Source organism: Pseudomonas sp. QL9, from assembly GCF_041409665.1.
Lineage (GTDB): Bacteria > Pseudomonadota > Gammaproteobacteria > Pseudomonadales > Pseudomonadaceae > Pseudomonas > Pseudomonas knackmussii.
Genome location: NZ_CP166971.1, coordinates 3,822,715 through 3,848,173, shown reverse-complemented (window position 1 = coordinate 3,848,173; position 25,459 = coordinate 3,822,715). Strand labels below are relative to the sequence as shown.

Here is a 25,459-nt window from a genome sequence, read left to right as displayed (position 1 = left end):
TCCCTCATGTCACAGCCACCTGCCTTGATCGCCGCCGCGCCGCCCCGCCCCGCCCCTTCGCCAGCCGTTGTGCCGCTGGACACCCGCTACCAGGTGGAGACCCCGGAAGGCATCGACCTGCTGCTGCGCCCGGCCGGCCCGGTGGCTCGCGGCCTGGCCTACCTCATCGACCTGGGCATCCGCGTGCTGATGATGCTGGCGATGTTCATCCTGCTGGCCTTCCTCGGCCAGCTCGGTACTGGCCTCGGGCTGTTGCTCACCTTCCTCGTGACCTGGTGGTACATGGTGCTCTTCGAGGTGCTGAACCAGGGCCGCTCGCCGGGCAAACAGGTGATGGGGCTGCGCGTGGTGCACGACGACGGCACGCCGGTCGGCTGGTCCGCTTCGCTGCTGCGCAACCTGCTGCGCTTCGCCGACATCCTGCCCTTCGGCTACACGCTCGGCCTGCTCGCCTGCCTGTCCAACCCGGCATTCAAGCGCCTGGGCGATCTCGCCGCCGGCACCCTGGTGATCTACCGTGATCCGCTGCCCGGCAAACCGGCGCTGCCGCAAGTGCCGGCGCAATTGCCGCCGTGCCCGCTGAGCCTGGCCGAACAACGCGCCTTCACTGGCTTCGCCGAACGCAGCGCCGGCCTCTCGGCCGCACGCCGCGAGGAGTTGGCCGGTATCCTTGCCGAGCCGCTCAACGTACCCGCCGCACAGGCCGAAGCACGCATCCAGGGCATCGCCAGCGGGCTGCTCGGCGGAGGCCTGGCCACGCCATGAAGCAGAGCCTGTTCGAACAGCGCCACCGCGGCGAATGGAAACGCTTCGGCAAGCGCCTGGAGCAGCTGGAAACCGGCAAGCGCGAAGACGCCGGACGCGCCGAAGAATTCGCCAGCGAGTACCGCAGCATCTGCCAGCAATTGGCGCTGGCCCAGGACCGCGGCTACAGCAGCCATCTGATCGACCAGCTGCAACAACTGGCCATGCGCGGCCACCAACAGTTCTACCGCCATCGCAGCCATCTCGGTGCGCGCCTGATCGGCTTCCTCCTCGCCGGCTTCCCCCGCCTGGTGCGCGAGGAGTGGCGCGCCATCGCCGTGGCCAGCCTGCTGTTCTATGGCAGCCTGCTGCTCATGGGCCTGCTGGTGTTCTACTTCCCCGACCTGGTCTACAGCCTGGTCAGCCCGGACCGGGTCGCCGACATGGAAGCCATGTACTCCCCCGACGCCAGCCGCCTAGGCCCGCTCGCCGAGCGCGGCGCCGGGGACAACTGGCAAATGTTCGCCTTCTACGTGATGAACAACATCGGCATCGCCTTCCAGACCTTCGCCAGTGGCCTGCTGTTCTGCCTCGGCAGCCTGTTCTTCCTGTTCTTCAACGGCTTGATGATCGGCGCGGTCGCCGGGCACCTGACGCAGATCGGTTACGTGCAGACCTTCTGGTCCTTCGTCATCGGCCACGGCGCCTTCGAGCTGACCGCCATCACCTTCGCTGGCGCCGCCGGGCTCAAGCTCGGCTGGGCGCTGCTCGCCCCCGGCCGCCTGAGCCGCGGCGAAGCGTTGCGCGAAGCGGCGGCGCGAGCCATCCGGCTGATCGCCGGGGTCATCCTGCTGCTACTCATCGCCGCCTTCGTCGAGGGCTACTGGTCTTCGCTTACGCGCTTTGCACCGATGGTCAAGTACGGCGTCGGCGCCGCGCTCTGGCTGCTGGTCGGCAGCTACTTCCTCTTCGCCGGACGCCGCGCCCATGCGCCTGACTGACGCCAGCGTGGCAATTCGCCCGCGCAGCGCATGGGAAGCGCTGGACCTCGGCGTGCTCATGGCGCGCCGCCACGCCGGCCTGCTGACGGCGAGCTGGGCGGCCGTGACGCTGCCGGTGTTCGTCGTGCTCAGCCTGGCGCTGTGGAACTATCCGGGCCTGGCGATCCTGCTTTTCTGGTGGCTGAAGCCAGCCTTCGAGCGCCTGCCGCTGTACATCCTTTCCCGCGCGCTGTTCGGCGACACCCCGACCCTACGCGAATCCCTGCGCGCCTTCCCCGGCCTGCTGCGACGCCAGTTGCTGCCCAGCCTGCTGTGGCGGCGCTTCAGCCCGACGCGCAGCTTCGACCTGCCGGTGCAGCAACTCGAAGGCCTCAAGGGCCGCGAGCGCAGCCAGCGGCTGATCGTCCTCGGCCAGCGCAACGCCGCCGGCGCGACCTGGCTGACGGTGATCGGCATGCACTTCGAGGCCGCGCTCTACCTCGGGCTGATGGCCTTGCTCTACCTGCTGCTGCCGCAGCAATGGTTGTCGGACTGGAAATGGCAGGCGCTGCTCAACGTGCTGCAGGGCGACCTGCAATGGCTGGAGCACCTGGCCAACCTGCTCTACGCCGTGGCCTTGGTGGTCTGGGAGCCGGTCTACGTGGCCTGCGGTTTCAGTCTCTATCTGAACCGCCGCACCGAGCTGGAAGCCTGGGACATCGAGCTGACCTTCCGCCGCCTGCGCCAGCGCCTCATCGGCAGTGCCTACGCACTCCTGCTGCTCTGCGCCAGTGCGCTGGTGCTGCTACCCACGCCCTCCGCCTGGGCTGCCGAAGAGGCCGGCGCCAGCAGTTGCCCGTTGCCGCAGACCGATCCCAACGGCCCCGACGCGCCGCGCCTGCAGCATCAGCGCCTGAGCAGCGAACAGTCGCGCCAGGCCGCCCACTCTCTGCTCGACGCCCCGCCCTTCCGCAACCGCGAGACGCAAACCCAATGGCGACTGGGCGAAGCGAAGGAAGAAAAGGCGAAGCAAAGCGACGCAGACATGAAGGCGTTCTTCGACGCCCTGCGCCACTGGAAGCCCTTCGAGTTCATCGCCCAATCCGTGCAGGCCCTGCTCTGGGCCGCGCTGCTCGCCCTGGCCTTCCTCCTGCTGTGGCGCTACCGCGCCTGGCTGCGCCTGTTTGCCGAGCGCCTGGGCCTGCCGCAGCGCGCCAAACGCGAAGCGCCGCCCGTGCTTTTCGGTCTGGAGCTGACCCCGGAAAGCCTGCCCGGCGACATTGCCGGCGAAGCCGAACGCCTGTGGGACGAACAGCCGCGCGCCGCCCTCGGCCTGCTCTACCGCGCCCTGCTCAGCCGCCTGCTGCACGACTTCCGCCTGCCGCTGCGCGAATCGACCACCGAGGGTGAAGTCCTGCAGAGCGTGGCGAGCCTGCAGCGCCCCGAGCTGGACAGCTACGCGCAGTTGCTCACCGGCCGCTGGCAGGACCTCGCCTACGGCCATCGCCTGCCCGCCGCCAACTACAAGCAGGCACTTTGCGACGGCTGGCGCGGCCTGTTCGATGCCAGGGTGACGCCATGACCCGCACGACACGTGCGCTGCTGGTCGTGCTGCTGCTCGCCGTGCTCGGCGGGCTGGGCTACTACCTGGTGCAGAACCTGCACCCGCAGACCCGCACCCTGGAACTCGGCCCGGCGCCAGAAGCCCGCGCCAACCCCTACCTCGCCGCCGAGCGTTACCTGCGTGGCCGCGGGCTCTCGGTCAACAGCGTCCGCAGCCTCGAAGGACTCGACCAGATGCCGAGCAAGGGGCACACCCTGGTGCTGCTCGGCAGCCGCAACAGCATCACGCCCGGACAGAATCGCCAGCTGATGAGCTGGGTGGAACAGGGCGGCAGCCTGATCGTCACCGCCGAACACCTGTGGGACGACAAGACCGGCAAGAGCGGCGACCCGCTGCTCGACCCGCTGGGTGTGCGCCAGTACCTCAGCAAGGACCTGGACAAGGCACCAGGAATAGGCACCGACGGCGACAAGGGACAGACGCAGGACGCCGAGGGCGCGGACACCGACGCCGCGCCGCCAGCCGAGACGGACGACCCGACCCGCGCCAGTGCTGATGACGCCTATCCGGACCTGACCAAGCTCTACCTGGACAACGAGCAAGCCCCGGCCTACTTCGGCTTCGATACCGAATACCACCTCTTCGACTCGAAGAACCTGGCCTACGCCTGGGCCAACAGCCACGACACCACCCACCTGCTGCAACTGCAGCAAGGCGAAGGCCTGATCACCGTCCTTACCGACAACTGGATCTGGCAGAACGACAAGCTCGACGAATACGACAACGCCTGGCTGCTCTGGTACCTGACCCAGGACAGCGCCGTCACCCTGGTCTACCGCGCCGACAGCGACAGCCTGCTCAGCCTGCTGCTGCGCAATTATCCCCAGGCCCTGCTCGCTGGCGCCCTGCTGCTGGCCCTTGTGTTGTGGCGAGTCAGCCTGCGCCAGGGGCCGCTGCAGCCGGTGCCCAGCCGCGCACGCCGGCAACTGGTCGAGCACCTGCGCGCCAGCGCCGACTTCCTGCTCCGCCAGCGCGGCCACGCGGCCCTGCTGCAAGGCTTGCAACGCGATATCCTGCGCCGCGCGCGGCAACGCCAGCCCGGCTTCGAACGCCTGCCCATCGCCGAGCAATGGCAGCACCTGGGGCGCATGACGCGCCTGCCGGTCGGCGCCATCAGCCAGGCCATGCGGCCCCACCCGAAACAGCGCATGAGCGCCGCCGACTTCACCCGCCAGGTCGCGCACCTGCAAACACTCAGGAATGCCCTATGACCGATCAGACGCCCGAATCCAGCGCTACCACGCCACCCAACCCGACGCTCCAGCGCCAGCGCGCCAGCCAGCTGGCCCAGGCGCTGCGCCATGAACTGCAGAAGGCCCTGATAGGCCAGGTCGGGGTCATCGACGACGTGCTGACCGCCCTGCTCGCCGGCGGCCACGTCCTCGTCGAAGGCGTGCCGGGCCTGGGCAAGACCCTGCTGGTGCGGGCCCTGGCGCGCTGCTTCGACGGCGCCTTCGCACGCATCCAGTTCACCCCCGACCTGATGCCCAGCGACGTCACCGGCCACGCCGTGTACGACCTGGCCAGCGAGCAGTTCAAGCTGCGCAAGGGCCCGGTGTTCACCAACCTGCTGCTGGCCGACGAGATCAACCGCGCGCCGGCCAAGACCCAGGCCGCCCTGCTGGAAGTCATGCAGGAACGCCAGGTGACCCTGGAGGGCCGCGCCCTCTCGGTGCCGCAGCCGTTCATGGTGCTGGCCACGCAGAACCCGATCGAGCAGGAAGGCACCTACCCGCTGCCCGAGGCCGAGCTGGACCGCTTCATGCTCAAGCTGCGCATCGACTACCCGCAGGAGGCCGAGGAGCAGAACCTGGTGCGCCAGGTCACCCGTTCGGCGCGCAGCGACATGCTTGACGTGGCGCCCCTGCGCGCGCTGTTCAAGGACAAGGACGTGATCGCCCTGCAGAAGATCGCCGCGGACCTGGCGATCGACGACCAGGTGCTCGACTACGCCGTGCGCATCGCCCGCACCACGCGCAACTGGCCGGGCCTGGCGCTGGGCGCAGGTCCCCGCGCGTCCATCGCCCTGGTGCGTTGCGCCCGCGCCCGCGCCCTGCTGCGCGGTGGTGACTTCGTGATCCCCGACGACATCAAGGGCTGCGCACTGGCCGTACTACGCCACCGCGTGCGGCTGTCGCCGGAGCTGGATATCGAGGGCCTCTCGGTGGACCAGGTGCTGCAACAACTCATCGACCAGGTGCCGGCGCCGCGCGTATGAAGCCCTCGCGCGCGCTGCTCGCGCTGCTCGCCACGCTCGCTATCGCTGGGTTGCTGCTGGGCAGCGCCACGGCCCTGGGCAGCCCGGCTCCGGCGATCTTCGGCAGCCTCTGGTGGGGTGCGCTGCTCGCCGTATTGGCGCTGGCTGCGGTCGACGCCCTGAGGCTGCGCCGCCTGCCCTCGCCGCGCCTGCAACGCCAACTGGCCGGCAACCTGCCGCTGGGGCGCTGGAGCGACGTGCGCCTGCAACTGCACCACAGCTTCCGCCAGCCCCTGCGCGTGACGCTCTTCGACCACCTGCCCGCCGGCATGGAGTTCGAGTACCTGCCGCAAGCAGTCGAGCTGCACCCCGGCGAACTCACGGAACTCGGCTACCGCGTGCGACCGCTGCAACGCGGCCACTTCGTCTTCCCCCGTTGCGAGATCGAACTGCCCAGCCCTCTGCGCCTGTGGCGCGGCCGGCGCTACCTCGAACAGCGCGACGAAACCCGCGTCTACCCCGACTTTGCGCGCATCTACGGCGCCGAGCTGATGGCCGTCGACCACTGGCTCAGCCGCATCGGCGTGCGCCCCGGGCAACGCCGCGGGCTGGGGCTGGAGTTCCACCAGCTGCGCGAATTCCGCGACGGCGACACCCTGCGCCAGATCGACTGGAAGGCCTCCGCGCGCAAGCGCACGCCCATCGCCCGCGAATACCAGGACGAGCGCGACCAGCAGATCCTCTTCCTGCTCGACTGCGGCCGGCACATGCGCAGCAAGGACGGCGACCTCACCCACTTCGACCACGCGCTCAACGCCAGCCTGCTGCTGGCCTACGTGGCGCTGCGCCAGGGCGATGCCGTGGGCCTGCTGACCTTCGCCGGCGAGCGCACCCGTCACCTGCCGCCGGCCAAGGGCAACGCCCAGCTCGGCGCCCTGCTCAACGCGGTCTACGACCTCGAAAGCAGCCAGCGCCCAGCCGACTACGCCAACGCCATCCAGACCGTACTCGGCCGCCAGCGTCGCCGCGCGCTGGTGGTGCTGGTTACGAACCTGCGCGATGAGGAAGACGACGAACTGGTCGCCTCCGTGCGCCGCCTCGGCCGCCAGCACCGCGTGCTGGTCGCCAGCCTGCGCGAGGAAGTTCTCGACCAGCTGCGCCAGGCGCCAGTGCAAGGTTACGAAGAAGCCCTGACCTACTGCGGCGCCCTCGACTACCTCAACGCCCGCGCCGGCCTGCACGAAAAGCTGCTGGCCAACGGTGTGCCGGTACTCGACGCCCGCCCCAGCCAGCTCGGCCCCGAACTGGTCAGCCGCTACCTGGGCTGGAAGCGCGCCGGCACCCTCTAAGGCGCGTCAGGCGCCGAAGAAGCGGTAGAAGGCACGCAGCTCCGCCTGCACCTGTTGCAGATCGGCCTCGACGAATAGCACCAGCCCGTGCGCCGCGCATTGCGCCAGGCGCGGCAGGTCCAACGGGTGCACGAAGCCCAGCAGTGGATAACCGCCCATGCTCTGGTGATCGGCCAGCAGCACGATCGGCTGGCCATCCGGCGGCACCTGGATGGCGCCGTTCAGCATGCCGAGCGACCACTGCCGTTTGGGCGCCTGCAGGGGGTCGCCACGCAGCCGCGCGCCCATGCGGTCGGACTGCGGACTAAGACGCCAGGGCTGGGTGAAGAACGCCTGGCGCTGCTCCGGCGCGAAAGCCTGGGCATCGCCGCCAAGCATCACGCGCAATGGCGGCGGATTGCGATAGTCCGGCACATAGGGCCAGGGCACCTGCGCAGAACCGGTGAAGGCACCGATGCTCGATTCGCACGGCAGCAGGTCACCCGCCGCCAGCGCGCGGCCGTCGCCATGCAGTCCGCCCAGCCCCTCGCGTGTCTGGCAGGCCACGCTGCCGAGAACAGGCGCGACTTGGAAACCGCCGACCACCGCCAGATAGGCGCGTTGACCGCTGGCGGCGTAGCCCAGCTCCAGCGTCTGGCCGGCACGCAGCGGGAAGCGCGACCAGGGCGCCCGTGCCTCGCCATCGACGCGGATCGGCAGCTCGGCGCCGCAGAGCGCCAGCCAGCAATCCGTCTTGGCCTGCAAGCGCACGCCGCCCAGGGCGATCTCCAGCAAGGGCGTGCCCCAGGCATTGCCCAGCAAGTGATTGGCCCAGGCCGCCGCCTGGATATCCACAGGCCCGCCCGGCGATACCCCAAGGTGCTGCCAGCCGCTTCGGCCGGCGTCCTGCAACAGGCTCAGGGCACCGGGCTTGAGTACGCATAAGCCGCTCATGGCTGGCCGCCGGCACGGCGGAAGGCCGCTTCGTCGATGGGCAGAAAGCGCACGCGGTCGCCCAGCGCGAAGGGACAGGGCGGCTCGCGCTGCGGGTCGAACAGACGCACCGGCGTCAGCCCTAGCAAGTACCAGCCGCCCGGCGAGGCCTGGGGATAAATCGCGGTCTGTCGTTCGGCAATGGCCAGGCTGCCGGCCGGCACTCGCGTGCGCGGCGTGGCCCGGCGCGGCAGGGCGAGGCGCTCGTCGAGCTCGCCGAGGTAGGCGAAACCGGGCGCGAAGCCGATGGCGCCGACACGATAGTCGCGCCCGCTGTGCAGCTCGATCACTTGCGCCGCGCTCAACCCACACAGGCGCGCGACTTCGGCGAGGTCTTCACCGGCGTACCAGATGGGAATCTCGTGCAAGCGCCCCGCGTCTTCATGGACGGGGTGCGCCTGCCAGTCGGCCAGCAGCGGCTGCAGCAAGCGGGACAGCTCCAGGTGATCGGTGCGGCGCAGGTCGTAGTGCAGCAGCAGCGTGGTCCAGCCCGGTACCAGATCGATGAACGATTCGCCCAGTCGCGCGCGCAGGCGCTCGGCAAGTGCGGCGATGCGCAGCGGCAATTGCGCGTCGGGCTGCTCGGCCAGGGTCAACAACAGCGATTGGGCACCAAAGGGCTCGATGCGAATCATGCGGCGTCCAGCAGGCCGCGCAGGCGGCGCAGCACCGCCAGGGATTCGGGGTTGTCGCCATGCACGCAGAGGCTGTCAGCGCGCAGGCGCAGCGGGTTGCCGTCGATATCCGGGAAGGGCTCGCCACGGGCGATGGCCAGGGCCTGGTCGAGGATGCGCTGCGGCTCGTGATGCACCGCGCCGGCCAGTCGCCGCGGCGCCAATTGGCCATCGGGCAGGTAGGCGCGGTCGGCGAAGGCTTCGAACATCAGCGGCACGTCGGCGGCATCGGCCAGCGCCAGCTCGCGGGTGTTGTCGGCCAGGGCCAGGACCATCAGCGGCAGGCCCTTGCGGTAGGCGGCGCAAGCGTCGAGCACTGCCACCAGCAAGGCGTCGTCACGCACCAGGTCGTTGTACAGCGCGCCATGCGGCTTGACGTAATCGACACGGGTACCGGCGGCGCGGCAGAACGCGTCCAGCGCGCCGAGCTGGTAGAGCACCAGGGCCTGCACCTCTTCCGGCGAGCAACTCAGATGGCGGCGGCCGAAACCGGCGAGGTCCGGATAGGACGGGTGCGCCCCGATGCTCACGCCCTGCTCGACCGCCAGGCGCACGGTGCGCTGGATGGTCAGCGGGTCGCCGGCATGGAAGCCGCAAGCCAGGTTGGCCTGGTCGATCAGCGGCATGGCATGGACATCGTCACCCATCCGCCAGGCGCCGTAGCTCTCGCCCATGTCGCAGTTGAGCAGGATGCGCGGAGACTGGTCGGTCATGGTTTGCCTCGGATTCGCCTTAAGGTTTCGGAAATGTTCCTAGGTTAAACCAGACACTGCCCAATTGGTCGTAGGTAATATCCACTAGCCATCTTGGGGGAGTAACATTCCCGGTTTCCGCCCGCCGACATCCGATGATTTCTCGATGAAAGCCCTGATCCTGAGCGCCTACGCGGCCTCCATCGCCTATGTGCACATGCGCGGCCAAGTACGCCACAAGCTCTCCCGGCAGTTGAGCGATCACTCCAGTTTCCTCGCCCCGCTGAACTGCTTCATGTACCTGTTCTCGCGGGTGCCGAACAAACCCTACCTGTCACCCGACGACTTCCCGGAGATGCGCAAGCTGACCGAGAACTGGGAAGTCATCCGCGCCGAGGCCCTGCGCCTGCGTGAGGCCGGCAGCATCAAGCGCTCCGAGCAGTACAACGACGTCGGCTTCAACTCCTTCTTCAAGACCGGCTGGAAGCGCTTCTACCTGAAGTGGTACGACGAGGCGCACCCGTCAGCCGACGAGGTCTGCCCGCAGACCACCGCGCTGCTGCGCGAGATTCCCTCGGTGAAGGCGGCGATGTTCGCCGAGCTGCCGCCGGGCTCGCGCCTGGTGCGCCACCGCGATCCCTACGCCGGCTCGCTGCGCTACCACCTGGGCCTGGTCACCCCGAACGACGAGGGCTGCTTCATCGAAGTCGACGGCCAGCGCTACTCGTGGAAGGACGGCGAGGCCGTGGTGTTCGACGAGACCTACATCCACTACGCCGAGAACACCACCCGGCACGACCGCGTGATCCTCTTCTGCGACGTCGAAAGACCGCTGAAGTACCGCTGGGCCCAGGCCTTCAACCGCTGGTTCAGCCGCAACGTAATGGCCGCCGCCGCATCGCCCAACGATGCCGGCGACAAGACCGGCGCGATCAACCGCGCCTTCGGCTCGCTGTACAAGATCCGCCTGCGGGGCAAGGCGCTGAAGAAGCGCAACCGCAAGCTGTACTACCTGCAGAAGTGGTCGTTCTTCGCCGCCCTCCTCGGCCTGATCCTGTGGATCTGAGGCAAGGCTGACAGACAACAAAACGCGCCCCGGGGCGCGTTTTGTTTTTCTGCCGTGGCAGCTCGCAGAAGGCTGGTCCGCAGCGGCTCTTCGTAGGAGCGAGGGGGACGCCAAGTTCTTGCTCGCGAACCGCGTTGACCGTAGAGCCCCTCATCGCGCAGGAGCAACAGTCTTTTGGGCTCCCGCGTTCGCGGGAGTGACGGAATTTAGACTCGTCGTCTCCCACGTCGTCCCCGCGAAGGCGGGGATCCAGAAGCTACGTAGGAGCGGATTCGTCCGCGAAAATCCCACGCCGATCCCAACCTGTAGGAGCGGGCCCTGCCCGCGAATCGCGGACAAGGTCCGCTCCTACGGGGCGTACCTATCGGCCTCAGTACACGTCCCGCCGATAGCGCCCGCTGTCCAGCAGCGCATCCACCCCGGCATCGCCCAGCATTTCGCGCAGCACCGCATCCACGCCGCCGGCCATGCCTTGCAGGCTGCCGCAGACGTAGATGGCTGCGCCTTCTTCCAACCAGTCTTTGAGCTCGCTGGCGTGCTCGCAGAGCAGGTCCTGCACGTAGACCTTTCGTTCCTGATCGCGGGAGAACGCCAGGTCAAGGCGCGCCAGTTCGCCACGCGCCAGGTGGCCTTCCAGCTCTTCCCGGCAATAGAAGTCGTGCTCGCGGTTGCGTTCGCCGAACAGCAGCCAGTTCCGCTTGCGACCTTCGGCGATGCTCGCGCGCAACAGCGAGCGCAGGCCGGCCAGGCCGCTGCCGTTACCGATCAGGATCAGCGGGCGGTCGTCTTCCGGCAGGTGGAAGCCGGCGTTGCGGCGCAGACGCAGTGCCACGCCGGCACCGGGCTGCAGGAATTCGGTGAGCCAGCCGGAGCCCACGCCCAGACTGCCGTCGGGGTGGCGCTCCTGGCGCACGATCAGCTCCAGCTGGCCGTCGCTGGGCAGCGAGGCGATGGAGTACTCGCGCGGCGCCAGCGGCACCAGGGCTTCCAGCAGCGCCTGCGGATGCATGCCGACCAGATGCTCAAGAGAGACAGGCAACTCACGGTCGGCCAGGGCATCGGAAAGCCCTGCGAGGCGCCCGTCGATTTCGACGCAGGCCATGCCGTCCACGCCCAGGCGCGCGAGCCAGGCCAACACGCGCTCGCGCGGGTGCCGCGGGAGGATTTCCACCAGGTCTCCGGCGCGCCAATCGGCACCGCTGGCCGGCGCTTGCAGACGCAGCAGCCAGGTAGACTGCCCCTGGCTGCCCGGATTCAGGTGTTCGCGCCCGGACAAGGTCCAGAGTTCGAACTGCGGCGCAGCGATGGGCGCAGGCGCGGCCGTACCGGTCAATTGCGCGAGGCGCTGCTGCCAGTCGCGCAGGGCGGCGGCGTCGCCGTTGTCCACCTCCACGCCGTCGAACAGTGGCCGGGCGCCCTGCCCTTGCAGCCAGCCCTGCACACGCCGGGCGAAACCGCAGAAGGTTGCGTACTGGCGATCGCCGAGGGCGAGCATGGCGTAGCGCAGCTGGCCGAGGCCCAGGCTCTGGCCGAGCAGCTGGCGCTCGAAACCGCGGGCGCCGTCCGGTGCCTCGCCGTCACCGAAGGTGCTGACCACGAAGAGGGCGTTGCGGGTGCTCTCCAGTTGCTCGCGACCCAAGCGCGCCAGCGGTTCCACGCGCACCGGCAAACCGGCCGCCTGCAGCTGGCCGGCGCTCTTCCAGGCGAGCTGTTCGGCGAAACCGCTCTGGCTGGCATAGCCGATCAGCCAGGCATCGGCATCGCCATCGGGTTCGACGCGTGCGGCCTGGACCGCGCGCTTCTTGCGCCGGCGGTCGAGGTAGAGCAGCCAGCCAGTGACGAAGAACAGCGGCATGGTCAGGCTCGCCAGCATCATCAGGATGCGCCCCGGCAAGCCGAAGTAGCTGCCCACATGGAGGGCATACACGCTGGTCAGCAATTGCTTGCCGAAACTGCTGTCGTTGAAGCGCTTGCCGCTGCGCACCTTGCCGCTCAGCGGGTCGAGGGTCAGTTCATTGAGCGCGCGCTCGTGGGGCGCATCGTCCAGCAGGTAGTAGAAAGTCGCCGGCTGCCCGGCCACCGGTGGCAGACGCAGGTTGTAGCCGGTCAGGCCGGCGCCGGCGTGCTGCTGCAGGCTGTTCCACAGCGCCGCGTAGTCGACCTGCGGCGGCGGGCCCTTGGGCGCTTCACCACGCTTGCCGCCACGCGGACCGCCACCCTGGCGCTGCTGGCCAGCCGGGGCGTCGTCGAGCAGCTTGAACAGCGCGCCGCGATACCAATCGTAGGACCAGAACAGCCCGGTCAGCGCCGCCAGCAGGTAGAAGGCCAGGCACCAGGTCCCCGCCACCGCGTGCAGGTCCCAGTTGAAGGCACGGCCCTTCTTGCGCCAGTCGAGGGTCAGCCAGGTGCGCCAGCTCAGCCAGCGCCGCGGCCAGCGCAGGTACAGGCCGGACAGGCAGAAGTAGAGAAGGATCAGCGTGCAGGCGCCGGTCACCTGCCCGCCCGCCTCGCCCATGGCGAGGAAGCGGTGCAGCTGCATGACGAAGCCGAAGAAGCCTTCGCCGACCGGAGCCGTCAGCAGCTCGCCATCGTAGGGATCGACATAGCGCATCTCGCCGCGGCGCTGGCCGGGCGGCGGGCTGAACATGATGCGCGCCGCCTGGTCGCCGTCCACGGTGTTCCACACGCTGGCAACCGTTTTGCCCGGTACGGCGCTTTCGACGCGTCGCACCAGTTCGTCCAGCGCCAAGGTGCCGGTCGGTTGCCGCTGCACGACCAGGCTGTCGGGGTTCAGGGCGCGCAACAGCTCGTCCTGGAACGACAGGGTGGCGCCCGTGACGCCCATCAGGGCGAGCACCAGGCCCGCGCTGATACCGAACAGCCAGTGCAACTGGAACCAGACTTTCTTCAACACCTTGCTTTCACCTCGAGACGCCGCGCGCCGACATTAAAAAACCCGCCCGAAGGAGCATCGGGCGGGTTGCACGGGAACCCGTGCGATCAGAAGTGCAGGTTCACCCCCAGCAGCGCGGTGCGCCCCGGAGCCACGTGGGCCATGTGGGTGCTGTAGACCTGGTCGAAGTAGCGCTTGTCGGTCAGGTTCTGCACGTTGAGTTGCAGGTCGACGTTCTTGGTCAGCTTGTAGGCGGCCATGGCGTCGTAGCGCCAATAGGACGGGATGTAGGTCGAGTTCGCAGTGTTGCCGAACTGCTTGTCGACGTAGGTGGTGCCGCCGCCGATGGTCAGGTCCGGGATCAGCTCGTAGGTGCTCCACAGGGTGAAGTTGTTCGGCGCCACCTGTGGCATGCGGTTGCCTTCGTCGGACTTGGTGGTCGACTTGAGGATTTCGCTATCGAGGTAGGTGTAGCCGCCGAAGACCTTCCACTTCGGCGTCAGCTGGCCGCTGAAGCCCAGTTCCACGCCCTGTACGCGCTGCTCGCCCTCGAGCACCTGGTAGGTGCTGTTGTCCGGGTCGGTGACGCGGGCGTTGGTCTTGTCGGTACGGAACAGCGCGGCATTGAGCGACAGCGCGTCCTCGAAGAAGTCCCACTTGGTGCCGATCTCGTAGTTGCGGTTGCGTTCCGGGTCCAGGCTGCTGTTGGCCAGGCTCACGTCGGTCGAGCCATTGCCGCCGGTCTCGCCGGTGGGGTTGCTGGAGGTGGACCAGGCCACGTAGACGCTGCCGTTGGGCAGCGGCTTGTAGACCAGGCCGGCCTGGTAGTTCCAGAAGTGGGTGTTGCTCTCGCGGTCGAAGTAGCCGGCAGGGGTGGTGCGCCCGGCCGTGGCGTAGCCGCTGGACTCGGTGTCGAAGTCGTCGTAGCGCAGGCCCAGGTTGAGGTCCCACTGCTCGGCGAGCTTGATGGTGTCGAAGACGTAGGCCGAGGCGGTCTTGGTGTCAGTATCGGTGTAGGCCGGGCTGTCGGCGATGCTGCCGGTCCAGGTGTCGCCAGGCGTCGGGTTCTCCAGGCTGGTGCAGTCGCCGCTGGCCAACAGCCGCGCGTTGCAGAGGTTGCCCGGGGCGCCGGGGGTGATCACGTAGGGACGGTTGTGCACGTCCTCGTAGCTGAACTCCACGCCAGTCACCAGGCTGTGCTGGTAGCCGGCGGTGTCGAAGCTGGCCTTCAGGTCGGTCTGGTTGACCCAGCCCTTGGTGGTCGAGTTGCGGCTCTTGGCCGAGCGATAGACATAGCCGTTGACCACGTTGCCCTTGCTGTCGTCGGGGTTGGTCACGATGTAGTCCAGCGTGGTGCGCACCATGCGGAAGCTGTTGGACAGCGTGAGGTCGTCGTTGAGGTCGTGCTCGATGCGGAAGGTGCCGCTGTCGGTGGTGCTCTTGCGGTAGTCGCGATCGTTCAGGCCGTAGAAGTTGTCGCGGTCCACCGACGCCGGTTTGCTCGGGTTGTGCTGGCTGCGGTTGACGTTGGTCAGCGGCAGGCCGTAGTCCGGCATGTCGTCGGTGCTGAGGTGGTAGTAGGAGAAGGTGGCGCGGGTCGGCGTGTCGAAGCCGAAGGTGACGGTGGGCGCGACGCCCCAGCGGCTGACGTTGACCTCGTCGCGGCCGGCGACGTTGGCATCGTGCTTCATCAGGTTCAGGCGGAAGGCCGCGTTGTCGGTCAGCGCGTGGTTGACGTCCAGGGTGGTGCGGCGGGTCTGGTCCGAACCGTAGGTGAAGCTGGCGTCGTTGAAATCCTCGAGCTTGGCGGTCTTGCTGATCAGGTTCAGGCTGCCACCGGTGGAGCCGGCGCCGGTGTAGGCCGAGCCCGGCCCCTTGCTCACTTCGATGCGCTCGATGTTGAAGATCTCGCGGGTCTGCGAGCCGACGTCGCGCATGCCGTCGAGGAAGGTATCGCTCTCGGCATTGAAGCCACGGATGAACGGCCGGTCGCCCGCAGGGTTGCCACCCTCGCCGGCGCCGAAGGTGATGCCAGGGGTAGTGCGCAGGGCATCTACCAGCGTCAGTGCGCCAGTGTCCTTTATTACCTGCTGCGGGATCACGGTGACGGTCTTGGGCGTGTCCAGCAGCGGCGCGGTGTACTTGTCCGACGCCGAGCGCTGGACGTTGTAGGAGGTTTCGTCGACAGCCTGGTCGACCACGGTATCGGTGCCCAGGGACACGACGTCACCGCCGGTCTTGTGCTCCACGGCATCGGCGGCATGGACGAACGGGCTGCCGGACATGGCGGTGATGGCCACGCCGACGGCGGAGGCCAGGCGGCGCGGAGTGAAGGCGGCTTCGGCGGATTGACGCAACATCGAAAGTTCCCTCCCCAGGGACTTGCTGAAGGCCGCGCAATCTAGTCCAAATGCGATTACCTATCAATTAGAACTAATTCTCAGAAGCATTTTATTTACAAAATTTACACATTCGGACCTGCGGCAAGCTGTCTGTTGGACGCCGCCAATGAAAATCAATATCATCTCCGCCCTTTCATTTAGCGAGGCCCCGCCATGCTCCTGCACGTTCCCGGCGTCTTCACCCGCGAAGAAGCGGCACGCATACGCGGCGCCCTCGAGCAGGCCGAATGGGGCGACGGCAAGGCCACCGCCGGCTACCAGTCGGCCCGCGCCAAGCACAACCTGCAGCTGCCGCAGGAGCACCCGCTGGCGCAGGAGATCGCCACGGCCATGCTGCAGCGCCTGTGGAAGAACCCGCTGTTCATGTCCGCCGCGCTGCCACACAAGGTGTTCCCGCCGCTGTTCAACTGCTACACCGGCGGCGGCAGCTTCGGCTTCCACATCGACAATGCCGTGCGCGACGCCCAGGGCGGCCGCGAGCGGGTGCGTACCGACCTGTCGTCGACGCTGTTCTTCAGCGATCCGGAGGACTACGACGGCGGCGAACTGGTGATCCAGGACACCTACGGCGAGCAGCGCGTGAAACTGCCCGCCGGCGACCTGGTGCTCTATCCGGGCACCAGCCTGCACAAGGTCGAGCCGGTGACCCGCGGCGCGCGCTACGCCTCCTTCTTCTGGACCCAGAGCCTGGTGCGCGAGGACAGCCAGCGCAGCCTTCTGTTCCAGATGGACCAGGCACTGCAGCAGCTCAACCGCGACGTGCCGGAACACCCGGCGCTGATCGAGCTGACCGGCAGCTACCACAACCTGCTGCGCCGCTGGGTCGAGGTCTGACATGGGCTTCGTGCTACGCCGCGACGACATCGTCCATGTCGACGACTTTCACCAGGAGCTGGGCGACGACCCGCGCAAGGCTGCGCGGCTGATCGTCGAGGCGGCCCGCCAAGGCGAGTTGGAGGCCCAGGCGCTGCTTGGGCAGATCCTCCTAGACGGCCAGGGCATCGAATGCGATCCGGCGCTGGCCGCAACCTGGTTCGGCATCGCCGCGCAGCGCGGTCACCGCATGGCGCGCAACATGCTCGGGCGCTGCCTGGAGCATGGCTGGGGCGTGCCGGTGAACCTGGCCGCAGCCGCCGAGCAATACGCCCTCGCCGCAGCCGACGACCTCGACTGGGCGCTGTACAACCTGGCCAACCTGCTCGCCACCGGCCGCGGCGTGCCGCGCGACCCGGCGCACGCACTGGCGCTGTACATGCGCGCGGCCGACCTGGGGCACGCCAAGTCGATGAACCTGGTCGGCCGGCATTTCGAGGAAGGTCTGTGCGTGTCCCGCGACCTCGACCAGGCCCGCGAGTGGTACCGGCGCTCGGCAGAAGCCGGGGACTTCCGCGGCCAGTTCAGCCATGCGGCGATGCTGGCCGAGGCCGGCGAACTGGAAGCGGCCCTGGACTGGCTGCGCCGCGCGCTGGAAGGCGGCAACCTGAAATTCCTGCGCGTCGCCCGCGGGCAACTGGAACAGGCCAGGCAGGCGCCGCTGCGACAAATGGCCCTTGAGTATTACCGCCGCGCAGCCGATCTAGGCGACGCGAACGACATCGAAATCCTGGCCAAAGCCCTAAAACGCCTGGTATTTTCGTCGATCGAGTGATTTTCTGAAAATTTCACAGATTTGACGACTTTTTCACAATTGGACTGCTAGCCTCGCCCGCTTCCTAAAGGCCGCCCTTCTTTCCGGCGGCGGCCCGCAATCAACTCGCGAGGCGAGCGTGTCGATATCTACCCCCTCCCGCCGCAAGGTGGACTGGGCCGGCCTGGGCTGGCTGCTGCTGTTCTTCTGGTACTTCTCCGGCGTCACCCAGCTGCTGATCCTGCTCAGCGGCACCACCGGTTTCTCCGGTTTCCGCGACGCCTTCTTCCTCAGCAGCCTGTGGCTAGCCCCGGTGCTCCTGCTGCCGCACTTCACCCGCGGCATCTCGGCCGTCATCGGCCTGGTGCTGTGGGCGGCCTCGCTGGTCGGCCTGAGCTACTTCGGCATCTATCACCAGGAGTTCTCGCAGAGCGTCATCTTCGTCATGTTCGAGTCGAACACGGCCGAAGCCGGCGAGTACTTCAGTCAGTACTTCAGCATCTGGCTGTGCCTGGCGCTGCTGGTCTACACAGCGGTCGCCGTGCTCCTGTGGCGCCGCGTGCGCCCGGTGCGCCTGCCGCTGCTGGCCCGCGTGCCGGTGGCCGTGCTGCTGGTAGCGATGAACCTGGTGTACCCCTTCTACAAACAGATGGTCACCCAGGAGCGCAGCTTCGCCGAGGCACTTGAGAAAGTGCAGCAGCGCATGGAGCCGGCCGTGCCCTGGCAACTGGTGGTGGGCTACGCGCAGTACCGCCAGCAGCTAGACAACATGCAGAAGCTGCTCGAGCAGAACGCCTCGCTGCCGCCGCTGCAGAACCTCAAGGACGCCAGCGGCGAAGCACCGCGCACCCTGGTGCTGGTGCTGGGCGAGTCGACCACCCGCGAGCACATGCACCTGTATGGCTACGACCGCGAGACCACGCCCAACCTTGACGCGCTGGCCGCCAGCGACCGCAACCTGGCGGTGTTCAAGGACGTGGTCTCGCCCCGCCCCTACACCATCGAGGTCATGCAGCAGGCACTGACCTTCGGTGACGAGCAGCACCCCGACCGCTTCCTCACCGATCCGTCGCTGATCAATCTGATGAAACAGGCAGGCTACAAGACCTTCTGGATCACCAACCAGCAGACGATGACCAAGCGCAACACCATGCTCACCACCTTCTCGCAGCAGACGGACGAGCAGTTCTACCTGAACAACCAGCGCAACCAGAACGCGCGTCAGTACGACGACGTGGTCTTCGCCCCCTTCGAGAAAGTCCTCAAGGACCCGGCGCCGAAGAAGTTCATCGTCGTGCACTTGCTCGGCACGCACATGGACTACCGCTATCGCTACCCGGACGAGTTCGCCCGCTTCAACGACCGCAAGGGCATGCCCTCCGGCCTGAGCGACGACCAGGCGCAGACCTACAACTTCTATGACAACGCGGTGCTCTATAACGACTTCGTCGTCTCCAACCTGATCAAGCGCTACGCCGGCACCGACCCGAACGGCTTCCTGCTGTATCTCTCCGATCACGGCGAGGAAGTCTTCAGCTCCGGCAAGCACGACCGCCTGGGCCGCAACGAGAACGCCCCGACCCGGCCGATGTACACCATTCCGTTCATGGTCTGGACTTCGCCGAGCTGGCAGCTGGCACATCCGCGCGACCTCCAGTCGATGACCTCGCGGCCGTACAGCAGCCAACACCTGATCCACACCCTGTCGGACCTGGCCGGCCTGAGCTACGACCGCTTCGAGCCGGGCAAGAGCGTGGTCAGCCCGAACTACGTTCAGTCGCCGCGCTGGATCGGCGACCCCTACGCGAAGAACGGCCTGCACGAGTTCGACAAGCTGCCGGCGGAAAACGCGGTGGGCGAGCAAAAGATCGCCCACGACGCCAAGACCCCGGCGAAGAAGCCTGCCGAAGGCTGATCCGGCCACTCCGAAACGCCCCGCACATGCGGGGCGTTTTCGTTTTGGAAGACGCACCAATAGCCCTTCCCTGTAGGAGCGGGCCATGCCCGCGATTCGCGGCCATGGGCCGCTCCTACAGAGGAACTCCGTGCCATGCGGTTCGCGGATGAATCCGCTCCTACACAGACTCGCCTCCTCCGCGTTCGCGGGGAAGACGTGAATGGGCAGCACGGTGCAGGAGTGCAGGAGTGCAGGAGCGGAGCTTGACCGCGAAAGATCGCGGGCATGGCCCGCTCCTACAGGTCGGCGACGCATCGATGCGAACGGTTATTCGCCCTACGGCTGCTCTGCTCGCCACAAAGAAAAAGCCCCGCAATCGCAGGGCTCTTTCATGACACCAATGCCTCAGACGTAGAAAGACTTCAGCGGCGGGAAGCCGTTGAATTCCACCGCGCTGTAGCTGGTGGTGTAGGCACCGGTCGACAGCCAGTACAGGCGGTCGCCGGCAGCCAGGTTCAGCGGCAGGCCGTACTTGTAGTTCTCGTACATGATGTCGGCGCTGTCGCAGGTCGGACCGGCGATCACCACCTCTTCCATCTCGCCTTTCTTCTCGGTCCAGATCGGGAACTTGATGGACTCGTCCATGGTTTCGATCAGGCCGGAGAACTTGCCCACGTCGGCGTAGACCCAGCGCTCGACCGCGGTGCGCGACTTGCGCGCGACCAGCACGACTTCCGAGACCAGGATTCCGGCGTTGGCGATCAGCGAACGGCCCGGCTCGAGGATGATTTCCGGCAGCTCGTCGCCGAAGTCTTCCTTGAGGAAGCGGATGATTTCCTCGGCGTAGGTTTCCAGGCTGTTGGTGCGCTGGATGTAGTTGGCCGGGAAGCCGCCCCCCATGTTGATCATCTGAAGGGTGATGCCGTCTTCTTCCTTCAGGCGCTCGAAGATCACCTTGACCTTGGCGATGGCCGCGTCCCAGACGTCGATGTCACGCTGCTGCGAGCCGACGTGGAAGGACACGCCATAGGGCACCAGGCCCAGTTGCTTGGCGAGGATCAGCAGGTCCAGGGCCATGTCCGGGTTGCAGCCGAACTTGCGCGACAGCGGCCAGTCGGCCGAGGTCGAGCCCTCGGTGAGGATGCGCACGTAGACCTTGGCGCCCGGCGCGGCCTTGGCGATGTTGCGCAGGTCGGCCTCGGAGTCGGTGGCGAACAGGCGCACGCCCTTCTCGTAGAAGTAGCGGATGTCCTTGGACTTCTTGATGGTGTTGCCGTAGCTGATGCGCTCCGGGCCGACACCGGTCTTCATCACCTTGTCCAGCTCGTAGATCGAGGCGATGTCGAAGTTCGAGCCCTTGTCGCGCAGCAGTTCGGTGATCTCGGTGGCCGGGTTGGCCTTGACTGCGTAGTAGATCTTGGCGAACGGGAAGCAGCCGGTCAGCTGATCGTAGGAATCGGCGATGGTCTGCTTGTCGATGACGACGAAGGGGGTTTCCTGCGTGTCGGCGAACGCCTTCATGCGCTGGAAGGTTTCAGGGGCGAAGTAATCCTCGACCTTGATGGACATGGTTGGGACTCCCAATGGCAAAACAAATGGATACGTAGGGGTGAAGCTGAACGTCTAATCCGTTTCCCCACTTTGGTTCGCCTACTTCCCAAGGCATGTCGCCGAGGATCAGACCTTCAATGCTTTAGCGGCTACTGCAACCCTCTCATGGCTAGGCGCTTCGCCGAAGACAGTAGTGGTCCTACGGCAAGGCGGAGCAACAACGCCAGGAGAGGGTTGCGGGAGTCGCATGGCACCGAAGCGACCTCTCGTCGTCAGTACTTGAGCCGGATGGATCGTTTCCAGCATGGACGTTCGGGCGCGAACTTTAGGACCTGAACTCCCTGAGTTCAATAGAAAATTGCCGCTTTGAAGCAACCCTTTGTCACTTACTCGATTGACTGTTTCAGATACTCAACAAAACGCTTGGAATAACGCACAGACGCGGGTTCCAGGGCATTTCGCGACACTTCATCATCCCCTGCCTTTCTGACAGACCGGCGACAACGGACTATGTTCCGACCGCCCGGACCGGCGACCTGATCGCGAAGGCTTTTCACGTTATAATCCCGCGTTTTTCCGGGCTGACCCTCGCCCGTCGCCACCTATCCAGCAGGCACGCATCCATGACCAACCAGGCCGCCGAAGTCGCCAAGCGCCGTACGTTCGCGATCATCTCCCACCCCGACGCCGGTAAGACCACCATCACCGAGAAGCTGCTGCTGATGGGCAAGGCCATTGCCGTCGCCGGTACCGTGAAGTCGCGTAAATCCGACCGTCACGCGACCTCCGACTGGATGGAAATGGAGAAGCAGCGCGGCATCTCCATCACCACCTCGGTGATGCAGTTCCCCTACCGCGAGCACATGATCAACCTGCTCGACACCCCCGGCCACGAAGACTTCTCCGAAGACACCTACCGCACCCTGACCGCGGTGGACTCGGCGCTGATGGTTCTGGACGGCGGTAAGGGCGTAGAGCCGCGGACCATCGCCCTGATGGAAGTCTGCCGCCTGCGCGACACGCCCATCGTCAGCTTCATCAACAAACTCGACCGCGACATCCGCGACCCCATCGAGCTGCTAGACGAAATCGAGGCGGTGCTGAAGATCAAGGCCGCGCCCATCACCTGGCCGATCGGCTGCTACAAGGACTTCAAGGGCGTCTACCACCTGGCCGACGACAAGATCATCGTCTACGTCCCCGGCCACGGCCACGAGCGCATCGAGACCAAGATCATCGACAAGCTCGACAGCGACGAAGCCCGCGCCCACCTCGGCGACCTCTACGAGAACTTCCTGGAAGAGCTGGAGCTGGTCCAGGGCGCCTGCCATGAGTTCGACAAGCAGGCCTTCCTCGACGGCGAGATGACCCCGGTGTTCTTCGGTACCGCGCTGGGCAACTTCGGCGTCGACCAGGTGCTCGACTGCATCGTCGACTGGGCCCCGCAACCGCTGGAGCGCGGCACCCACGAGCGCACCGTGGCACCGACCGAGGAGAAGTTCTCCGGCTTCGTGTTCAAGATCCAGGCGAACATGGACCCGAAACACCGCGACCGCATCGCCTTCATGCGCATCTGCTCGGGCAAGTACGAGAAGGGCATGAAGATGCGCCACGTGCGCCTGGGCAAGGACGTGAAGATCGCCGACGCCCTGACCTTCTTCTCCAGCGAGCGCGAGCAGCTGGAAGAGGCCTACGCCGGCGACATCATCGGCCTGCACAACCACGGCACCATCCAGATCGGCGACACCTTCACCGAAGGTGAAGCCCTGGGCTTCACCGGCATCCCGCACTTCGCCCCGGAACTGTTCCGCCGCGTGCGCCTGAAGGACCCACTGAAGTCCAAGCAGCTGCGCCAGGGCCTGCAGGAACTGGCCGAGGAAGGCGCCACCCAGGTGTTCTTCCCCGAGCGCAACAACGACATCATCCTCGGCGCCGTGGGCGTGCTGCAGTTCGACGTGGTCGCCAGCCGCCTGAAGGAGGAATACAAGGTCGAGTGCGCCTACGAGCAGATCAACGTCTGGTCGGCCCGCTGGATCGAGTGCAAGGACGAGAAGAAGCTCAAGGAGTTCAAGGACAAGGCCTTCGAGAACCTGTCCGTGGACGGCGGCGGCCACCTCACCTACCTGGCCCCGACCCGCGTGAACCTGAGCCTGATGGAAGAGCGCTGGCCGGACATCACCTTCCGCGCTACCCGCGAACACCACTGAGTTCGCCGCTCACGAAAACGCCCGCATGCAGCGGGCGTTTTTGTTTTCGGCGCCAGGGTTCGCGAGCAAGCTCGCTCCTACGAAGAGCCGTCCGCGTCACGGATCGAGCGCGCCGGAACTCCAGGTAGAAGACGGCGCCGAACCGGTGAACTTCGCCGCAATCGAGCCACGCGGGATCAGGCGGTCACGGTAGCGGGTCGCGAGCATGCCGGTTTGCGGCGCCGTCAGCACCACTTCGCTTTCTGCGTCGCCGGGTCTGGCGATGATGCGGGCGAAGCGTTCGCCCGCCTGTACCACTTCGCCCAGCTCGCGCTCGAACACCAGCACCCCGGCCACCGGCGCGAACACCGTTTCCATGAAGCCCATGGGCACCGCGACGCCCTTCCACTGCGGCAGCTTTGCGTGTTGTTCGATGACGCCGCGTCCACACAGAAACGCCCACAAGCCATCGGCATCCTGTTGCGCCAGCGCATCGCTGACGTCGCCCTGCCCACGCAGTTCCACCGTAGCCACCAGGCGCCCATCGAAGCGGCCTTCGGCGAGCCAGGGCTCGATCACCACTTCCTCGAAGGCACCGTCGCCGTCGCCTTCCCAGATGATCGCCAGTTCGGCTTGCAGCGCCGCCGCCAGGTCCTGCCCGGCGGGCCAGAAGCGCTCGTGGAGATAGACGTACTGCAGCGCCTCGTCGTCGGTGTGCAGGTCGAGGACGATGTCCGCCGGAGCCGCCAGGGCGGCGAGCTGGCGCTGCCAGTCGGTGAGGTTGTCCAGGGTTCCCGTGGCCTTTGCCGAGGCCGGAAAGCCACGGTTGAAATTGCGTCCACTGCCTTCGTGGTTGCGCCCGAGAATACGCCCCTGGCGGAACTGGCCGATGCCGAACGGATTGGCTTGCGGGACCAGCGTCACGCTGCCGTTGAGCAGGCCGTGCTCGGCCGCTTCGCGCAGGCGCGGCAGCAGTTGGTGGAGCACCAGCATGCCGGCGATTTCATCGGCATGGACACCGGCCTGCAGGTGCACGCGCGGGCCTCTATGACCGCCGTCGATGCGCCATGCCGGCACGCGCAGGAGTGCACCGGAATCCCCCGTCACCTGCAGCGAAATTTCCTCGATCATCACGCCTCCTCGTCTGCTCGCGGGGCATGGCAAATTCGCCTGGCGCCCCCTAGTATCGATCCCCACCTACCGCGCCCCGCACAAGGAACTCCCCGCGTGGACAGCCCCCGCCCGAAAGCCCGCCGTGCGACACCCGAGGAGCGCCGTGACGATCTGGTCCGCGCCTGTCTCAAGTGCCTGGTCGCCGATGGCCACGCCGGCATCTCGGTGCGCAAGATCGCCAAGGAAGCGGGCGTCGCCGTGGGCCTGGTGAACCACCATTTCGGCAGCATCGAGGCGCTGGTCGCCCAGGCCTACGAAACCCTCGCGAGCGAAGTGACCCACTCCTTGCGCGAGTCGGTCGCCGATGCGGGTAATGATCCCGCCGCGCGCCTCGATGCCTTCCTCGTCGGCTCCTTCTCGCCGGGTGTGCTCGACTCCGACCTGCTCAGCCCCTGGGTGGTGTTCTGGAGCCTCATCCGCCACTCGGCGCCAGTCAACGACGCCCACGAGCGCGGCTATCACGCCTACCTGGAACTGCTCGAAACGCTGATCGTCGACCTGGCGCAAAGCGAGGACTTCGGCATCGCCAATCCGCGCCTGGCCGCCATCGGCCTGTCGGCCATGCTCGACGGCCTCTGGCTGGAGTGGTGCCTCAACCCGACTACCTTCAGCGCCGAGGACGGCCTGGAACTCAGCCGTCGCTGGGTCGAAGGTCTGCGCCGCGGCGCCTACGCCTGACCGCCTGCCTTTACCTTGCGCCGCCAGAACAGCCAGCCGACGCGCGAGCGCGGCAGGTTCGCTGCGCCGCGCACCGGCGTGCTGCGTTCCAGCAGGCTGAAGGCGCCCTGGATGATGAACGTCAGGCACACGTAGATCGCCGCCACCATCAGCAACGGCTGGTAGACCTGGAAGGTCTGCGCGCGCACCACGTTGGCCGCGCCGAGCAGGTCGACCACGGCGATAGTCGAGGCCAACGCGGTGGACTTCAGCAACAGCACCGTTTCCCCGGCCAGGGTCGGCAGCAGCAGGCGGATCGCCCGTGGCAGCCAGACGCGATAGAGCACCAGGCTGCGGCGCATGCCGAAGGCCGCTGCGGCCTCCAGTTCGCCACGCGGCACGGCCTTCATGCCGCCGCGCACCACCTCGCCGACGTAGGCGCCGACCGACAGCACCAGCGCCAGCACGATGTACCAGTAGCCATCGCGCAGGTAGGGCCAGAGAAAGCTGCTGCGGATCGGCGGGTATTGGGCGAAGAGGCTGCCCAGGCCGTAGTAGCAGGTGTAGATCTGCACCAGCAACGGCGTGCCGCGGATCACGCTGGTGAACGCCAGACTGCCCTTCGCCAGTACCACGTTGCGCGACATCCGCGCCAGCGCCACCAGCAGCGCCAGGGCGAAGCCCAGGACTGCGGAAACCAGCAACAACGAGAGGGTGGTGCCCAGCCCGCGCAGCAGCAGCGAGCCGTAGGTGAATATCCAGTGATCGCTCATCG

At 66.8% G+C, this 25,459-nt stretch carries 20 protein-coding genes; 12 read left to right on the top strand and 8 right to left on the bottom strand.

What is annotated here, in order from left to right:
• The first annotated feature begins 6 nt into the window (after positions 1-6).
• Genes ACA097_RS18000 through ACA097_RS17975 form a run of 6 tightly spaced genes read left to right on the top strand, consistent with a single transcriptional unit; the run spans position 7 to position 6,894 of the window.
• Positions 7-765: an RDD family protein gene (locus ACA097_RS18000; RefSeq protein WP_371364983.1), complete on the top strand. Its 759-nt coding sequence runs from the start codon at positions 7-9 to the stop codon at positions 763-765.
• The gene (locus ACA097_RS17995) at positions 762-1,745 is read left to right on the top strand and encodes a stage II sporulation protein M (RefSeq protein WP_371364981.1); all 984 of its coding nucleotides are present in this window, start codon (positions 762-764) and stop codon (positions 1,743-1,745) included. The genes ACA097_RS18000 and ACA097_RS17995 overlap by 4 nt, the downstream gene beginning before the upstream one ends.
• Positions 1,732-3,306 carry a DUF4129 domain-containing protein gene (locus ACA097_RS17990; protein WP_371364979.1) on the top strand — a complete coding sequence of 525 codons (1,575 nt, stop codon included), beginning with the start codon at positions 1,732-1,734 and terminating at the stop codon, positions 3,304-3,306. The genes ACA097_RS17995 and ACA097_RS17990 overlap by 14 nt, the downstream gene beginning before the upstream one ends.
• Positions 3,303-4,559, top strand: a complete 1,257-nt coding sequence (locus tag ACA097_RS17985) for a DUF4350 domain-containing protein (protein WP_160288242.1) — start codon at positions 3,303-3,305, stop codon at positions 4,557-4,559. The genes ACA097_RS17990 and ACA097_RS17985 overlap by 4 nt, the downstream gene beginning before the upstream one ends.
• Complete coding sequence (locus ACA097_RS17980) at positions 4,556-5,566, top strand: MoxR family ATPase (RefSeq protein ID WP_043254880.1); 1,011 nt, start codon at positions 4,556-4,558, stop codon at positions 5,564-5,566. The genes ACA097_RS17985 and ACA097_RS17980 overlap by 4 nt, the downstream gene beginning before the upstream one ends.
• The gene (locus tag ACA097_RS17975; RefSeq protein WP_371364975.1) at positions 5,563-6,894 is read left to right on the top strand and encodes a DUF58 domain-containing protein; all 1,332 of its coding nucleotides are present in this window, start codon (positions 5,563-5,565) and stop codon (positions 6,892-6,894) included. The genes ACA097_RS17980 and ACA097_RS17975 overlap by 4 nt, the downstream gene beginning before the upstream one ends.
• Before the next feature lie 6 nt (positions 6,895-6,900).
• On the opposite strand, the gene ACA097_RS17970 is transcribed toward ACA097_RS17975, so the two are convergent.
• The 3 genes from ACA097_RS17970 to ACA097_RS17960 are packed head-to-tail and all read right to left on the bottom strand — an operon-like array spanning position 6,901 to position 9,253.
• Positions 6,901-7,827, bottom strand: a complete 927-nt coding sequence (locus tag ACA097_RS17970) for a biotin-dependent carboxyltransferase family protein (protein ID WP_371364972.1) — start codon at positions 7,825-7,827, stop codon at positions 6,901-6,903.
• Positions 7,824-8,501: a 5-oxoprolinase subunit PxpB gene (pxpB, locus tag ACA097_RS17965; protein ID WP_371364970.1), complete on the bottom strand. Its 678-nt coding sequence runs from the start codon at positions 8,499-8,501 to the stop codon at positions 7,824-7,826. The genes ACA097_RS17970 and pxpB overlap by 4 nt, the downstream gene beginning before the upstream one ends.
• On the bottom strand, positions 8,498-9,253 hold the full coding sequence (locus ACA097_RS17960) for a 5-oxoprolinase subunit PxpA (protein ID WP_043254886.1): 756 nt from the start codon (positions 9,251-9,253) through the stop codon (positions 8,498-8,500). Before ACA097_RS17960 ends, pxpB begins: the two co-directional genes overlap by 4 nt.
• Before the next feature lie 145 nt (positions 9,254-9,398).
• Between ACA097_RS17960 and lpxO the strand changes: the two genes are divergently transcribed.
• Complete coding sequence (gene lpxO / locus ACA097_RS17955; RefSeq protein ID WP_160288245.1) at positions 9,399-10,298, top strand: lipid A hydroxylase LpxO; 900 nt, start codon at positions 9,399-9,401, stop codon at positions 10,296-10,298.
• A 370-nt stretch (positions 10,299-10,668) separates the two neighbouring features.
• Here the strand turns inward: lpxO and ACA097_RS17950 are convergent, their stop codons facing one another.
• Both ACA097_RS17950 and ACA097_RS17945 read right to left on the bottom strand, forming a co-directional pair.
• Positions 10,669-13,209, bottom strand: a complete 2,541-nt coding sequence (locus ACA097_RS17950) for a PepSY domain-containing protein (RefSeq protein WP_371370538.1) — start codon at positions 13,207-13,209, stop codon at positions 10,669-10,671.
• A gap of 89 nt (positions 13,210-13,298) precedes the next feature.
• Positions 13,299-15,551 (bottom strand): TonB-dependent receptor, encoded by a 2,253-nt coding sequence (locus tag ACA097_RS17945; protein WP_371364967.1) that lies wholly within the window; start codon positions 15,549-15,551, stop codon positions 13,299-13,301.
• Between the two features lie 195 nt (positions 15,552-15,746).
• Between ACA097_RS17945 and ACA097_RS17940 the strand changes: the two genes are divergently transcribed.
• From ACA097_RS17940 to ACA097_RS17930, 3 genes are all read left to right on the top strand, one after another.
• Positions 15,747-16,427 carry a Fe2+-dependent dioxygenase gene (locus ACA097_RS17940; RefSeq protein WP_043254892.1) on the top strand — a complete coding sequence of 227 codons (681 nt, stop codon included), beginning with the start codon at positions 15,747-15,749 and terminating at the stop codon, positions 16,425-16,427.
• Position 16,428: 1 nt separating this feature from the next.
• The gene (locus ACA097_RS17935; protein ID WP_371364965.1) at positions 16,429-17,241 is read left to right on the top strand and encodes a tetratricopeptide repeat protein; all 813 of its coding nucleotides are present in this window, start codon (positions 16,429-16,431) and stop codon (positions 17,239-17,241) included.
• Between the two features lie 118 nt (positions 17,242-17,359).
• Entirely contained in the window at positions 17,360-19,135 is a 1,776-nt protein-coding gene (locus ACA097_RS17930; RefSeq protein WP_371364963.1) for a phosphoethanolamine transferase CptA, read from the top strand.
• A gap of 387 nt (positions 19,136-19,522) precedes the next feature.
• Here the strand turns inward: ACA097_RS17930 and ACA097_RS17925 are convergent, their stop codons facing one another.
• Positions 19,523-20,686 (bottom strand): type III PLP-dependent enzyme, encoded by a 1,164-nt coding sequence (locus ACA097_RS17925; protein WP_160288257.1) that lies wholly within the window; start codon positions 20,684-20,686, stop codon positions 19,523-19,525.
• A gap of 605 nt (positions 20,687-21,291) precedes the next feature.
• Between ACA097_RS17925 and ACA097_RS17920 the strand changes: the two genes are divergently transcribed.
• Positions 21,292-22,875 (top strand): peptide chain release factor 3, encoded by a 1,584-nt coding sequence (locus ACA097_RS17920; protein ID WP_160288259.1) that lies wholly within the window; start codon positions 21,292-21,294, stop codon positions 22,873-22,875.
• 96 nt (positions 22,876-22,971) lie between these two features.
• On the opposite strand, the gene ACA097_RS17915 is transcribed toward ACA097_RS17920, so the two are convergent.
• Positions 22,972-23,985 carry a succinylglutamate desuccinylase/aspartoacylase family protein gene (locus ACA097_RS17915; protein ID WP_371364959.1) on the bottom strand — a complete coding sequence of 338 codons (1,014 nt, stop codon included), beginning with the start codon at positions 23,983-23,985 and terminating at the stop codon, positions 22,972-22,974.
• Between the two features lie 96 nt (positions 23,986-24,081).
• On the opposite strand from ACA097_RS17915, the gene ACA097_RS17910 reads away from it, so the two are divergent.
• Positions 24,082-24,705 carry a TetR/AcrR family transcriptional regulator gene (locus ACA097_RS17910; protein WP_043254903.1) on the top strand — a complete coding sequence of 208 codons (624 nt, stop codon included), beginning with the start codon at positions 24,082-24,084 and terminating at the stop codon, positions 24,703-24,705.
• Here ACA097_RS17910 and ACA097_RS17905 read toward each other — a convergent pair.
• Positions 24,696-25,457, bottom strand: a complete 762-nt coding sequence (locus ACA097_RS17905; protein ID WP_043254905.1) for an ABC transporter permease — start codon at positions 25,455-25,457, stop codon at positions 24,696-24,698. The genes ACA097_RS17910 and ACA097_RS17905 overlap by 10 nt on opposite strands.
• Between the last annotated feature and the right edge of the window lie 2 nt (positions 25,458-25,459).

Excerpts from the sequence above, each read along its gene's own strand:
- ACA097_RS18000 (WP_371364983.1), top strand. The coding sequence starts at position 7 with ATGTCACAGCCACCTGCCTTGATCGCCGCCGCGCCGCCCCGCCCCGCC.
- ACA097_RS17920 (WP_160288259.1), top strand. The coding sequence starts at position 21,292 with ATGACCAACCAGGCCGCCGAAGTCGCCAAGCGCCGTACGTTCGCGATC.
- ACA097_RS17960 (WP_043254886.1), bottom strand. The coding sequence starts at position 9,253 with ATGACCGACCAGTCTCCGCGCATCCTGCTCAACTGCGACATGGGCGAG.
- ACA097_RS17945 (WP_371364967.1), bottom strand. The coding sequence starts at position 15,551 with ATGTTGCGTCAATCCGCCGAAGCCGCCTTCACTCCGCGCCGCCTGGCC.
- ACA097_RS17935 (WP_371364965.1), top strand. The coding sequence starts at position 16,429 with ATGGGCTTCGTGCTACGCCGCGACGACATCGTCCATGTCGACGACTTT.
- ACA097_RS17905 (WP_043254905.1), bottom strand. The coding sequence starts at position 25,457 with ATGAGCGATCACTGGATATTCACCTACGGCTCGCTGCTGCTGCGCGGG.
- ACA097_RS17940 (WP_043254892.1), top strand. The coding sequence starts at position 15,747 with ATGCTCCTGCACGTTCCCGGCGTCTTCACCCGCGAAGAAGCGGCACGC.
- lpxO (WP_160288245.1), top strand. The coding sequence starts at position 9,399 with ATGAAAGCCCTGATCCTGAGCGCCTACGCGGCCTCCATCGCCTATGTG.
- pxpB (WP_371364970.1), bottom strand. The coding sequence starts at position 8,501 with ATGATTCGCATCGAGCCCTTTGGTGCCCAATCGCTGTTGTTGACCCTG.
- ACA097_RS17915 (WP_371364959.1), bottom strand. The coding sequence starts at position 23,985 with ATGATCGAGGAAATTTCGCTGCAGGTGACGGGGGATTCCGGTGCACTC.
- ACA097_RS17995 (WP_371364981.1), top strand. The coding sequence starts at position 762 with ATGAAGCAGAGCCTGTTCGAACAGCGCCACCGCGGCGAATGGAAACGC.
- ACA097_RS17970 (WP_371364972.1), bottom strand. The coding sequence starts at position 7,827 with ATGAGCGGCTTATGCGTACTCAAGCCCGGTGCCCTGAGCCTGTTGCAG.
- ACA097_RS17925 (WP_160288257.1), bottom strand. The coding sequence starts at position 20,686 with ATGTCCATCAAGGTCGAGGATTACTTCGCCCCTGAAACCTTCCAGCGC.
- ACA097_RS17990 (WP_371364979.1), top strand. The coding sequence starts at position 1,732 with ATGCGCCTGACTGACGCCAGCGTGGCAATTCGCCCGCGCAGCGCATGG.
- ACA097_RS17985 (WP_160288242.1), top strand. The coding sequence starts at position 3,303 with ATGACCCGCACGACACGTGCGCTGCTGGTCGTGCTGCTGCTCGCCGTG.
- ACA097_RS17975 (WP_371364975.1), top strand. The coding sequence starts at position 5,563 with ATGAAGCCCTCGCGCGCGCTGCTCGCGCTGCTCGCCACGCTCGCTATC.
- ACA097_RS17980 (WP_043254880.1), top strand. The coding sequence starts at position 4,556 with ATGACCGATCAGACGCCCGAATCCAGCGCTACCACGCCACCCAACCCG.